Raw genomic sequence first — 13,906 nt, forward strand, 5'->3', positions numbered from 1 at the left:
TATTTTAATCATCCTGTTATGAGTAATAGAAATATATTTCAATGCTATTTTGCAAAATAATATAAAAATCTACAACCAAAATCCTGAAAATATCAACCAAAAACTTAATGAAAATATGGTTTTTGAGCTTGCAGATAATGAAGCAAAAGAAGTTAAAAAAATCATTTCTTTTGAGAAAATACATAATCTAAGAAAAAAACTTCAAAAATGGAATGCAAACTATCTTACTTCTTTTAGTAAGATAGAATTAACCAATCCACAAGAGTTTATTCCCTTATTGTCTATTTATTATCAGCGTCCAGCAAGATTTAACCCAGAGAGTGGACTCATCTTGCTTCAAAAAGTCCTTAAAGATAAGAATAGATTTTTAGTGTGGTTTTCTGTGCGTTATTATGCTGATATACGACAATTCAAAAACCCTTATTATTCTCGCAGAATCCAAGAATCTAACTTTAGAGAAGCCAATACCAAGCAAGGACTGAAGCTGCCAGATAAATACACTTATCTTTCTTTTATGCAAACTTATAAGAAATGCAAAGAAGTTGATGAAAAAACAGAGTATCTCTTAAGAGAATACAATACATATTATACTAAAGACAAACACTATTATTCTTATGTTGCTAAAGAAGAATTTCAGGGTATAGCTGATATTCTCGCTCCCTATCTTAATTACCTAAACACCCTCACTCAAAAAAATTTTAGCTTAGATAATATTTATTGTATTGCTAATTATTGTGAGAATTTAGGCGCTAATAAATTGGATAATGTTGCCTTGCTTAATAAAACTTTAAGACAAAAGTTTGAAAAACTAGAAGCAAATACACCCCATAATATTCTTATCCTCTATCCAAATCCCACTCCATCTATTATACAAATAGAACAACCTAAAAATACTTTTATTACTTTACTTATAGGAGCAAAAGCAAAAATAGATTGCACTAAATTGATAGAAGATCAATGCGAGCTAATGTATTTAAAATATGATCCAACGCAAGAAGAACAACAAACAAGCAATCCGCAAGCTTTTTCTTGTAGCACCCAAGAAGAACTTATTTAAAAAAAAGAAAATGAAATATACTTTAAAGCAGTAAAAAACAATATATCATATTTTATTAATAAAAACGATGGGATTTTAAAAGTTGCTCTTGCTGGCAATGAAGAAAATGCTATAGAATTATACAGTTTTGCTAAAGAAAATCAATTTAAAATTTTGCAAGATAAAACCTCAAAGATGCTAAAAATCTATTTAAAACTAGAAAGATATAGTAGCGAAGAGATTTTATCGCATAGAGGGGGAATTTTGAATTAACACTTAATAATCTTAAGATTTTAGATGAAAATGGAAACAATTATGAAACCATCACTAAAGTATTTCTTCATAATTGTGAGAATAGAAGGATTTATGAAAGTTTAAAGTTAGAACATCAAGAAGGCATTTATAAGAGCAGTTTCAAGATTGATTTAATTTTAGATACAAACTCTTCTTTTTTTAAAAGGGCTACAAAATGTATTATAGCTACAAAAACCTTAGAAGGCTTTAGCACAAGTCAAATGCATAAAATTGGAAATGTGGCAATAGTCTCTTTAAGTTCTGCAGATAAGAAAGGTGGAAGCTATACTTTTACAAATAAGGTAAGCATGCAAGATTTTGGAGAAAATCTTTATTTAGATACTGAGGCAAATGGGTATGAAAAACAAATAAAAAATTCAAGAGAGAATTTATATATCACAAATTTGAAAGCTTATAAAGAAAAAGAACAGCAAAATACTACTGATAAAATCCCTTACAATGAAACTATTTTTATTAGAGCCTACTTAAATAATGAGGAGAATTTTTCTTCGATGAGACAATTAAATGGGCATATTGTATAAAAAAAGAAGAGGAATTAGAATGTAATCAATCTAAAATTAAAATTTTAGAAAATCTTCAAGGAAATGATATAACCTTTAATACTTCTATGCTTTCACAAGATGATAGGAATAAACTTTATAATATGAATGAAAAATATCAATTAATCTTATTTGCTTATTTTAGTGCACCTGCATTTAAAACAACACAAGGAATAACGCATTTAGTGTTAAAATGACTAAAGATTTAAACTATACAAAACAAAGCCATTGAACTTACCCTCTCAAATATAAAAGATAAAGAACAAATTTATTTAAAAGCGCAAAAGGATTATGATGAATTAGTACAACATAATTTCACTCAAAGAATTTTAAATGATAAAGATTCTATAGTGGATGGAATTTATAATGAAAGTTAAAAAGGTTCATACTCAAACCATAGACTTAGCTAAAAATGTCAATGTAGGAGGAGAATACTTAACTAATGTAGGCTTATCTAAAGATACCATAGTAGGATTAAGCAATACCTTAAATGTAGGAGTAGATAATAAAGTAAGAATAGCTAAAAACTCTCATGAGTTTGTAGGAGAAAACAAAGATATAGAAATAGGTGCTAATCAAAACACTATTATCCATAAGGATGAGATAAGAAATGTGAAGGGAAATAAAAAGGAGGTGGTTGAGGGACATTATAATATTAATATCAGCGATAAAATGCAAGTATTAAGCGAGAAAGAGATGGATTATAAAAGCAAAGACAATATTCTTTTTACAAGTAATGAATCCATAGGATTTGAAAGTGATAAAAATACAAGCATGGTAGCTGATAATATCACAACTATTCATGAGTTAAAAGCCGATAGCGAAGCGACTATACAGGTAGGAGAAACAATTATTAATGCAAAACCTGATTGTGTTATCATTAAAGCAGGTGGAGTAGAAGTAATTATAGACTCTAATGGACTTGTGGTTAAAAGTGGAGAGCTTAAAGCAGAGTAAAGGATAAACAATAAAAAAACCTTTTTACAAACTTAAAAGATTTTATATACCTTGTGGTGTGCTTATAGCTTTGATTATTTTTATAAGCTTAACTTATCATTTTTTACAACGACCTTTAGAGCTTATCTTTTGGGATAGATATTATTATGAAAAAGAATATCAAAATGCTAAAGATATGTATAAACTATTTAAAAGTAATGAAGAAGAATTTAAAAAAGTTTTTAAAGAGCAAAACTTAAATGAAGAATTAAAAACAAATCAAAAAGAATTGTTAAATTATATGCATCATTTCAAAAGAGATTCTAATTTTATGCAAATTTTAGGTTTGGATAATGCTTATCTTAAAGCTCTTAGAGATAAGACAAGTATATTTGGAAGAAAAAGTGAAAATAATCTTAATTATTTTTATCTTGCTTCTAATAGCACTACTAATTTAGATGAAATGAATAATTTTATAAGCATTATAGATAAATATATCATTTTTATCAATAAAATAGATACATTGCCTGACACTTATACACTCATGAAAATAGCCTTTAACGCTGATTATTTTCTTTTTAATCTCGTCCCATTTGCTTCAAGCCTAGATAAAAACTTTATTTGCTCTATACCGCAAAAAGAACAATTATTAGAAAATATGATAAATTCTTATGAAAAAATGGATTTATTATACAAAACAAAACTAAAAACCGAAATTCAAGAAATGATATACCCAGCGATATATGCAACAAAAAAACTTAATCATTTCATAGATATTGCCAAAGGAAGATTAAATGCATGTGGAAAATAATTTAAGTCCTGAAGATAGACAAGGTATAGAAAATTACCTTATTATTTTAAATACGATAAGTTTTCTAGGCGATTTGAATATAAAATATAACAATCATAATGCAAAGATTAAAAATTATTCTAGTGGTTATTGTAAGTATTATTGTAAAATAGCTTAGATTTTAGGATTATAAATGAAAAAACTTTTTTATAGACTTAATTTTTTATTTAATACAAAATTAAAAAAATTAACTTGGATTGTAGCTATATTATTTATCGGATATAAATTACTTTTTTATACCGAAATTAAAAATGGTTATGTAAAAGTGACTTTACGTCCTATAGTAACACTTAATCAAGAGGGTTATTGCATAAAAGAAGGTAGAAGATTAAGCCAAAATGAATTATTTGAAAGAGCTACTAAAGATTGGCTTGAAAAACTTTATAACCAAGCACATGATCCACTAGTTATGAATGCAGATGGAGATTGGCTTGATATCACTAATTGCTATTATTCAAGCAAAGAAAAAGCAAAGAAAGGTTTAAATTGTCAATTTTACAGCAACGGCAAACAATTTGGTATCGATGATATTGCAAAACAAATTGATCTTAATAAAAGCCAAGAAGAAAATATGCAAAAAATAATGCAAGGCTTTAGCATTGTAAGACCTTTTGAGGAGGAAAAAATTTTAACAGATGATTTAGAGCTTAAATATTCTTTACTCTTACAAGATAGGTTAGGTGATTTTACTTTTATGCCTTATGATATTAGATTTATTGTCGTTGGTGGTGATACTGGTTATTATTCAAAATTTGGTTATTCTGTTTTTGCTTTAATGATACAAAAATATTTTATTGGAAACGACCATGACTTTAAATTTAAAAAAGGCACTGTAGAATATTGGAAAAATAAAGATAATAAAAACAATCATGAATACATATATTATCCCATTACAAATTGTGGCGAAGTTGAAATGCGTTATGACTTTGATCCTCCTGGATTATATTATCAATTATTTCATGATATGCAATGGAGGGATGAATGGCATCGTTAAATTTAAAAGGCGATTATGGAGTAGAAATTTTATCCTATTATCTTTGGGGGCAAAGCACACCGCCAAGTGATTTAGCCAGAAAAGATAACCGTGTGCTTATAGGTAAAGATTATCAAGCAAGAGATGAAAAAGAAATAATCATACAAGCTTCAGCACTTGATTATATGAAATATGTAGATAGATATACCAATGCTACAAATTTTGGGATATTTCAAAATTTTTTCAAAAGTGTTTTTAGTGAAAAAGAACTTGGGGAATTTAAAGATAAAATAGAAAATGAAACATATATTTTAGAATTAGACGATATCATAAAAACTAAGGTATATGGAGGTGTAAATCCGTTTCTTGATGAAGATAATAAGAATAAAGATAAAAGCACTAAAGATAAAGAAAATAATGAAGAAAATAAATACGAAAAATACGATGAAAATAAAATGGCAGTTAGAATAATTCATTATTATTTAGATACAAATTCAGGCAATTATGCTAAAAGAGCTTTTGCTTTTGGAAGCACAAGTATAGCATTTAATAAAGATGTAAAATTTCATATTAGTGCTAAAACTTATGAACCTGTTTGTATTTCCAATCTAAAACTTTATCCTTTAAAGGATAATTTTGATTTTGAAAGTGATAGCAGTCTTGCAGAATTTGTAAATTTCTTTCTAGAAAAGGAATTAGATCCCTTAAAAATAGGTAGAACGGTTAATATTCATTTTATAGATCAAGAAAAGATTACACCTATGGTTATTTATAAAAGAGTATTTCAAATACTTCAAAACCAATCTTTTAATTCTTTAACTCCTTCTATAACTTCACTTCGTGAATATTATAAAACCCGTATCCTGCCATCTGGGGTATTATATTTGCAAGATGACAATACAAACTCTCAAACCAATTTAGAACAGACTATCCTCTACAACAATACAAGTTTTAACAAAATTTCAAAAGAACCCTTAAATGAATCCTCATCCAGTGCTAAAGAACCTTGCTTTATCACTTTATATTTAAAAGATGAACACAATAAACCCATTGCTAATGCTAAAATCATTATCAAAGGTTTTAAACATGATGAAGCTTTAAGAGTAGTTAATCTAAAAAGACGCAGTGATGAAAAGGGTAAAATAAGATTTGATAAAGAAAAGTATTTTAGTGATTGTTATAGCTTTAAAGTAAAGCTTGATGAAAGTGAAGCTTATTTTCCTACTCCTTTGCAAAATGCTAAAAGGATATTTAATAATTATACCCATCACAAAGTTGGACTCATACTTAAATTTAAAGCAAAAGATCATTTAGTTTATGATGGATTTAATCTCTATCATTATAAAGGAAATGAATTAATTAATTCTTATATGGCAAGAAGTGGTACTGCTAAGGCAGATAATGAAAAAAGAAGTAAAAAGCAAATTGCAAATTATTTTTACCAAGATGAAAAAGATACAAGTAAAGGTAAAAAAGCTTATTTTTATTATGATGATGAAAGTATTAAAGATAGATTTGGCACTTTGCCTGAAGGAGAATATTATTTAAAGATTAATGAAATAGCTAAAGATACTAACCCTAGCTTTTTAAAAGATTATCCCTTTGAAATAGGAAAAACTTGGGGAAAATGTTGTGTAAGATTATATACCAATAAAGAATGTTCTAAAACTTTTAAAGAAGTAAAAATAAAAGAAAGTAATGAAAAAGAAAACAAAACAAGCAAAAAAGATAAAAAAGAGCAAAGCATAATAAAAGATAATCTATATCTTTACTCTATCAATGAAAAGGGAGAATTTGGCAGTAATGGTAGCATAGGTATGGCACAAGCACAGTTATTAGAGGATTTAAGTAAGCAAGCTAAGTTTGTGCAGAGTGAGGGGGAAAATATAATCTCACTCAAAGTGGCTTACCCTGAAAAAATAGATAATAAAATTATATTTGTAGGAAAAGTTTATGAATAAAACACTAATATTTCATGAAAATTCCCATATTGATTTAAATGCTTCTTTTGCACCAGGGACTTATATAGAATTGCAATTAGAAAAAGAAAGCGATAAAACGCTAAATTGGAGTTATGTAGAGTGCAATAGTGAGAAAAAATGCGATCTTTGTTGGATGTTGATTGTCGTTCTATTGAGGCTAAAGATCTTAAATTTATAGCGAGTTTTAAAGGTAATATTTGTGGATTTCATTTACCTATAAGTAGAGATAATGAACCAATAAAAGATATAAAAGATTATAAATATTACATCATAGTCTTTGCTTATGATGAAAAAAAGGCTATACCTAGTTTAGAAGATTTTCATATAGTTATAGATATGAGCTTTAGAGTAGGAGTTGGAAGGGATGAGGATGTAAAAGAAAGCAAACTAAGGAATGATTTTAATAGTGATATAATTCAAACAAATTGTATTTTTAGTGTTCTTGAGGCTGTAGAGTTTTTAAAAGCTTGCCAAAGTTTTAAAGAAAAAGCAAAAGAAACAAATAATTATGAATTTTTTAAAAATTATCCCCAACTTGCAGGAAAAATTGCTTATATTTATTATAGATTTGATTTAGCTAATGAAAAATTTATTAAAAGTGTAAGTGATGGAGATAAGTATTTAAAAGAAAGAGAGAAATTTGTTAAAAAATTTATAGATGTTTATTCTGATGAGAAATTTTTTATCATACCAAGCTATAAAGCAAAATTTAGTGAATTTTCAAACAAAAGTGATGAGGAAAAAATTATGTTTTTTCAAGAATTTCTTGAAGATTTGGTAAAAGCTTTTGACATAGAACCACCAATTCCAACTATTTATAAAGAGTTTAAACAATACAATAACGGATCTTATAATAGTGTAGGAAAAAAAGCATTATATTTGAATTTAAAAAACAAAAAAGAACAGATATTATCAACTTTTTTTCACGAATTTAGACATTTTTATATTGATAAAAATAATTCTAAAGAAATAAAAAATCAACATACAGAAAGCATTTTTAAACTCATATATTCTAATGGATATTTTAAATTTGAAAATGTTGTTATGTTTTGGGCGTATGATAAAAAATGCATAATTAGTAATAATTATACAGATTGTGTCGGAGTTAAACCTTATAAATACAGTATATTTTCAGATAAGCCTGCAATTTATTGGTTTTCTCCAAGTGAAAGAGATGCGAGAATAAGCACATTTTATTTTGAAAAATATAGAGGTTGATATGTTAGAAGTAGCCATAAAGAATATATTTAAACATAAAGATTTCTTACAAACCAGAAAAGAACCTTATGCTATTTATTTAGCCATAAATACAAACATAAAAAGTTATAATAATATTTGTCCTAGCGAGAAATATTTTTGGAAATTTAATGATATGAATGAGCTTGAATGCTATAATCCAAAATTTGGCATATATCTTGGTAAAATTGTTTTTGATAAAAAAGGCAACAAACTCATCCCAAAATACATACCCGCTAAATTTGAAAATTTAGAAGAAGAAGTTAAAAAGATAAAAAATCCTTTATGGCTTGCTAATAAAAATCCTAATTATATTAAACCTAAATTTTATGATGGTATGGGTGGGGGTTATTATTTTGAAAGTCCAAATAATTTAGAGTATCAATGTAAAATAGAAAAAGACACTCAAATTTTAAGCCAAGAACAAATCATTTCCTATGTGAAAGAACTTTATAGTAAAAACACAATGATAATAAAAAATTATATTGATACAATCAATAAAAACCATGGCATAAAACCTTTCGTATTTAGTGATGAAATTTATGATCAATTAGGAGAAGTTGGCATTCTTACAAAAGAACAAGCTAATAATTTTAAAGATAAAAGTTATATTAAAAAAAATCCAATATTGCTTGCTATGCTTGATTATTTAGCAAAACAAAATAAAAAAGATGAAGATTATTTAATCACTTTTGATGATGAGTATTTTTATGCTGATTTGGTTTGGAGTTTAAAAGATTTCTTATTAGAGCTTTCTTATGGTTTGTTTCAAGATGAAACCAAGCTTCTTTTTAATCCTGCAGCTTATATGGATGACACAAAAATAGATTATAAAAATTTAAACGAAGAAATAAATAAGCGTTATGAAAAAATATTGCTTGATATGGGATTTGAAGGAGAAAATGGTTATTTTAATGATTATTATGATTATGGCTTTGGCAATAATGGTATTTTTAAATTTAACATATATGATTATTTTGCTTATGATGAAATAGGAGTGCAACCAATTCAACAAAGCCCATATGTTTCTCCTAGAAGCCCTTTTGATAGCCCTAATTTTGTCTATTCTGATGGAAATTATCACGGAGATGCAAAGCTTATCCCTTCTGCTTTAGGAAAGTATTATTTTGAGCTTTCCTATCAGAAAGGAATTTATATAGAACTTTTACGCCCTTATTATCCAAGCATAAAAGATTTACCAGAAGGTTGGGACAATAAAATGCTAGAAAAAGCTAATTTAAAATAAATATGAGCATCCATGAAAAAACCTTTTTACAAACTTAAAAGATTTTATATACCTTGTGGTGTGCTTGTAGTTTTGATTATTTTTATAAGCTTAACTTATCATTTTTTTACAACGACCCTTAGAGCTTATCTTTTGGGATAGATATGATATATCGAAATTATCTATTAATAACGAAGAGAAAAATTTTAAAACAATGAAAACTGTGAATTACTCCTACTTTCGCTAACGCTTAGAAGTAGGAGCTTCCTAACTAAAGCCAAGTATTCTTAGCTAGCTCGAAAGGCTTCTTGTTTATAGCTTACACCTAAATTTTCATATAAAATATTAAAACTTATACAAAAATCTTTCATAAATTGTTTCAGAAGTTAAAGAGTTTGTTTGGTAAATTACATTAAGGGTTTAAGCCGCAGGCTGACCCCCTACGGCTAAATTGTGAAACCCCTGAAAGGAGGTAACTCAATGAGGCTCATAAAACTCATTCTAGTGGTTATTATACTGCTTTGTTTATTTATAGTCAAGGCATATTAACCAAGCGCCATTTTGGGGAAACTGGAGTGGGTTACCTGCGGTATCAAACAAACTTTTAACCAAGCTTATCTCCTTTATATTGAATTATTTTATTTTTTAATTTATATTTTTCTTGCTTATACTAAAAGATAAGATTCAATTATAAACAAAATGTATTAAGAAGCTAAAGAGTTTGTTTGGTATAATTATAAAAGGTAGATGCCAAAGGGCTGCAACCCTTTAGCGTTAATTTACCGCCCAGAAGGGAGGTGATTAAATTGCTAAACAAAATTATAGTAATAATTATACTACTTTGTATAATTATAGTCAAGTGTTATTAATACTTGATTTCCCATTTTTTAAAGGGGAGCTATAATTTTCCCTTTGGCTTACCAAACAAACTTTTAACTAAACTTCTCTTCTTCTATTGATTTTCTATATTTGAAAAATTTTATTTTTTAAAAAGTATATGTTAAAGTATATGTTTTTTGTATTATTAATTTTTCAAGTATGTTCTTTTGGTTATTTTAACTATAAATCACAGTCCTCTTGAGCGCACCATATTATTTATCTTCTTTAATTTTTCTTTTAGCTAATCCCATATGCTCGTAAGCATCAATTTCTTTTTTGTAAGATCCAGAAATTTTCTTAAGTTCTTTATTTAAGTAACTTACTGTTTGTGCACTTGCATTAATATTTGCAGCCAAAGCAGAAACAAATTCTAGTTTCTTTTTTGCTGCTTCATCTAATTCTTTAGAAGTTTTTGAACCAAGTTTATGTGTCTGCACATAAAGTTTGGCAAGTTCTTTTAATTCAATATCCGTTAGTTTAACATCGGAAGCAACAATTATCATTTTATCTAAGTCTGTATCAAATTTTTTAGTCTTTTCAGCTACATGCTGCTTTTGGCTAGTTTTTTGCTTTTTAATTGTTTTTTTGCCATCACTTGTAATAAGATAAGCAATCACGCCTAAAAACAATAAAAGCGCTAAAGCAGCACAAAAAATAACCAAAAAAATATGGTTCATTTAAAGTTTGCCCACAAAATTTCGCTTCCTTCTTGCAAAAAAAGCTAAAACCACCATCAATGCAAATCCCCAATAAACATAATTAGGAATTTGAGCCGCTTCGCCTGCAGCGTAAGAATGAAGTCCTGTTAAAAAGTAATTTACTCCAAAATAAGTCATAATAATAACCCAATAAGCAAACATACTCCATAAAGCAAACACAAATTGATTACAATATTTTGGAATCATTCTAAGATGCAAAATTGCTGCATAAACCAAAATGCTAACTAAAGCCCAAGTTTCCTTAGAATCCCAACTCCAATATCTCCCCCAACTTTCATTTGCCCAAATTGCACCTAAAAAATTTCCTACAGTAAGCAAACAAAGTCCAAAAATCATTGCCATTTCATTAATTCTTGTAGCCTCTGTAATATTTCTCAAAATATTAAGATTATATTTTCCATCTTTCTTAAGAAAACACATTAAGAACAGTGTAAAGATACCAAGTAAGGCACAAAGTCCTAAAAATCCATAACTAGCAGTAATAACAGATACATGAATACTAAGCCAATAAGAATTGAGCACAGGAACAAGATTTGTAATTTGCGGATTCATTTCGCTTAAATGTGCAACCATTAATACAACACCGGATAAAATAGAAGTTAATGACAAGGCTATAGGACTTTTTCTAGAGAAAAATATACCCGACAAAGACAATGCCCAAGCTATATACACCATACTTTCATAGCCATTACTCCACGGAGCATGACCTGATAAATAAGCACGAAGTCCAAGACCTACTGTATGAATTACAAAAGCTAAAACATTTAAAACATATACCACTTTAAATATAAAAGAGATTTTTAAATTCGGTACGACCATTTTAGAAAAAACAAGAATCAAAAGTAAAAAACCCGCAATTAAATATACAGGAGCGAGTTTAACGAAAATTTCAGCCTTATTAGAAAAAATTTCCATTTCAACCTTGGTTTTACTAGGCATGACTTTATATCCTATTTTTTCTTGATATTCTTTGATAAATTTCAAGCCTTCATCAGCTCTAGTCCAATTACCATCTTTAAAAGCATTTTCCACGGCACTAAAATAATTCTGTATTAAAGCCAAAACAATATGCCCTTCATCCCCCTTAAGAGTAGTTACAGCAGAAAAAGGTGCAAGCCAAACATTATTTGGATTATTTTGAACAGGAATAAATTTAAATAATTCACCACTAAAAACTAAATTTACAACATTAGCTCTTTCATCTAGTTTTATAATTTCCTTATCAAAAACTCCTCTTGCATTTGGGTTTTTACGATTTGCATTTTCAACATATTTTTGAAGTTTATATCGGTTATTCTCATCAAAGAAATCTTTATAAGAAATATATTTAGCACTAGGAATTTCTAAAATATTTGCAATAGCATCACGAACTGCTTGATTTTGTGGCATTAAAATAAAAGGTTCCATTTGCCATTTATCTACATCAACGAGCATGGAAAGCATAACAGCGTTAGAATTTTGACCCTTATAGCTATCACTTTGATGAATTTTTTCTAAAATTTCTCTTGATAGCGTATCAAAAGGCACCATTCTTCCATCTGCTGATTTTTGAACTATTAAAGTGGCAAGAGCTTTAGCATGATTAGTATTTACCACAGGTAAGGTCGAATTTAAATCTTGAGCAAAAGTCTTTTCAGAACCAAAAGATAACAATAAAATAAAAATAATCACACTTGTATGTTTTAAAGTGTCTTTATTAATTAATCTTGCCAAAGTTCTAAATCTAGAATGTGGATTTAAAAAATTCATAAACATTCCAAGACAAAGCAGAAAATAACCTATATAAGTTGGTATTTTGCCCGGATCTTTATTTACAGATAAAACAGTCCCTTTTTCATCTTGATCATAAGAACTTTGATAAAATCTATAGCCATCATAATCTAAAACATTATTCATAAAAATTCTATAATCAAAATTTTCATTATTATTTTTTACGGTAATTTCACTTGCATAAGAAGCTGGAGACATAGAACCTGGATAACGATCTAATACAAAATCTCTTAAATAAATATCAAAAGGCAATTGTTCATAAGAAAGCGCCCAAGAAATAAAGAATTTTTGATCTGCAAGTTCTATCATAATAGGTTTATTATATTCAAAAATATAAAATTCTTTACTTTCATTTTTATAGCTTAATTCTAATTTTAAAGCATTAGAGCCAGTTAATTCTAAGTTTTTATTCTTATTGCTTAAGGCAAAATCTTTAAAATGCAATAATAAAGAATTTTTCCAATTTTGAGGCTCGCCAAAAGTAGAAATCAACATAGTTCTACCCACTTCTAACCAAGCAGATTTAAACCATAACCAAAAACTTTCATCTTGAGGTCTATTGGAACCTTCTAAAGCTTCTTGCGCATGCAAAGAAGCAGCTTTAACTACAAAACTAATATCATTAATTTCATAAAGTCTTCTTTCCTTAGCATTTGCCTTTTCTCCAATTTTAAGGTCTAAATTTTGTCCATCTAGCATACTTAGAAAATGTAAGTTTTCACTTGAACTTAAAGTTAAATTTTCATCAATTTTTACAAAAGGTGCTTTAACATTATCATTCATAAAAGCAAAGTTAACCCCTTCTATATTCTTAACTTCACCTTTTTCAAATTTAACATCAACACCTTGAGATCCTTTTTGAGAAAGCATCAAAACCAATAAAGGATCAGAATTATTATTTTCTTTATAAGTATAATGAGCATTTAAGATTAAATCTTTATATTTTAATACAGCTTGATCATCACCTAAATTAAGTTTTAGTTTAAAAGAATTAGCAAAAGGCAAATTTCCTATATAACGATCATTAACCGCACTATAGCGTTCTCCATCTTTTATAGCAGAAATACGCAAAGAAGTCTTAGAACTTTCTATAAGTGAATTTTGAGTATGCTCTCTAATAGGTAAAATACCTTCAAAACCAGCATATCTTGTCATTGCAGAACCCACTAAAATAAATAAAAAAGAAATATGAAAAATCATTAAAGGTAATTTTTTAAGCCCAAACATTTTATAACGAAACATCCCGCATAGCAAATTAATACCAAGTAAAAGTTGTATATATTCAAACCAAAAAGTATCATAAACCATTGCCCAAGCCGTAGGAGTTCCATAAGCACTTTCAATAAAAGTTGCCAAAGCACAAAAAAGCGCAAAAAGCAAAAACAATACAACCGAAACTCTTAAATACCCTATGCTTTTTATTATATTTTTCATTCTTTTTCCTTT

Annotated in this window: 12 protein-coding genes; 10 read left to right on the forward strand and 2 right to left on the reverse strand. The window is 27.8% G+C overall.

The window, feature by feature from the left end; all coding sequences use genetic code 11:
- Positions 1 to 49 precede the first annotated feature (49 nt).
- The 10 genes from FBF21_RS05405 (at position 50) to FBF21_RS05445 (ending at position 9,113) form a co-directional block, all read left to right on the forward strand.
- Positions 50 to 1,057: a hypothetical protein gene (locus tag FBF21_RS05405; RefSeq protein ID WP_052796709.1), complete on the forward strand. Its 1,008-nt coding sequence runs from the start codon at positions 50 to 52 to the stop codon at positions 1,055 to 1,057.
- A 494-nt stretch (positions 1,058 to 1,551) separates the two neighbouring features.
- The gene (locus FBF21_RS05410) at positions 1,552 to 1,872 is read left to right on the forward strand and encodes a hypothetical protein (RefSeq protein ID WP_002876591.1); all 321 of its coding nucleotides are present in this window, start codon (positions 1,552 to 1,554) and stop codon (positions 1,870 to 1,872) included.
- Between the two features lie 384 nt (positions 1,873 to 2,256).
- Positions 2,257 to 2,847: a VgrG protein gene (locus FBF21_RS05415; protein ID WP_100624871.1), complete on the forward strand. Its 591-nt coding sequence runs from the start codon at positions 2,257 to 2,259 to the stop codon at positions 2,845 to 2,847.
- A 70-nt stretch (positions 2,848 to 2,917) separates the two neighbouring features.
- Positions 2,918 to 3,637 carry a hypothetical protein gene (locus tag FBF21_RS05420; protein WP_060806661.1) on the forward strand — a complete coding sequence of 240 codons (720 nt, stop codon included), beginning with the start codon at positions 2,918 to 2,920 and terminating at the stop codon, positions 3,635 to 3,637.
- Complete coding sequence (locus FBF21_RS05425; RefSeq protein ID WP_002873070.1) at positions 3,621 to 3,794, forward strand: hypothetical protein; 174 nt, start codon at positions 3,621 to 3,623, stop codon at positions 3,792 to 3,794. Before FBF21_RS05420 ends, FBF21_RS05425 begins: the two co-directional genes overlap by 17 nt.
- A gap of 15 nt (positions 3,795 to 3,809) precedes the next feature.
- Positions 3,810 to 4,670, forward strand: coding sequence for a hypothetical protein (locus tag FBF21_RS05430; RefSeq protein WP_002873071.1), 861 nt, complete (start codon positions 3,810 to 3,812; stop codon positions 4,668 to 4,670).
- Positions 4,658 to 6,610 carry a hypothetical protein gene (locus FBF21_RS05435; protein WP_002935417.1) on the forward strand — a complete coding sequence of 651 codons (1,953 nt, stop codon included), beginning with the start codon at positions 4,658 to 4,660 and terminating at the stop codon, positions 6,608 to 6,610. Before FBF21_RS05430 ends, FBF21_RS05435 begins: the two co-directional genes overlap by 13 nt.
- Positions 6,603 to 6,809 carry a hypothetical protein gene (locus FBF21_RS09275; RefSeq protein ID WP_228568048.1) on the forward strand — a complete coding sequence of 69 codons (207 nt, stop codon included), beginning with the start codon at positions 6,603 to 6,605 and terminating at the stop codon, positions 6,807 to 6,809. The genes FBF21_RS05435 and FBF21_RS09275 overlap by 8 nt, the downstream gene beginning before the upstream one ends.
- Positions 6,749 to 7,849, forward strand: a complete 1,101-nt coding sequence (locus FBF21_RS05440) for a hypothetical protein (protein WP_234728810.1) — start codon at positions 6,749 to 6,751, stop codon at positions 7,847 to 7,849. The genes FBF21_RS09275 and FBF21_RS05440 overlap by 61 nt, the downstream gene beginning before the upstream one ends.
- Positions 7,830 to 9,113, forward strand: coding sequence for a hypothetical protein (locus FBF21_RS05445; RefSeq protein ID WP_052796710.1), 1,284 nt, complete (start codon positions 7,830 to 7,832; stop codon positions 9,111 to 9,113). The genes FBF21_RS05440 and FBF21_RS05445 overlap by 20 nt, the downstream gene beginning before the upstream one ends.
- Before the next feature lie 1,070 nt (positions 9,114 to 10,183).
- Here FBF21_RS05445 and FBF21_RS05450 read toward each other — a convergent pair.
- A complete protein-coding gene (locus tag FBF21_RS05450; protein WP_079462213.1) occupies positions 10,184 to 10,633 on the reverse strand; it encodes a hypothetical protein in 450 nt (149 codons plus the stop codon).
- Between the two features lie 15 nt (positions 10,634 to 10,648).
- Positions 10,649 to 13,894, reverse strand: a complete 3,246-nt coding sequence (ccsA, locus tag FBF21_RS05455; protein WP_052796712.1) for a cytochrome c biogenesis protein CcsA — start codon at positions 13,892 to 13,894, stop codon at positions 10,649 to 10,651.
- Positions 13,895 to 13,906 lie beyond the last annotated feature (12 nt).

The organism is Campylobacter sp. CFSAN093238 (assembly GCF_012898015.1).
GTDB lineage: Bacteria > Campylobacterota > Campylobacteria > Campylobacterales > Campylobacteraceae > Campylobacter_D > Campylobacter_D jejuni.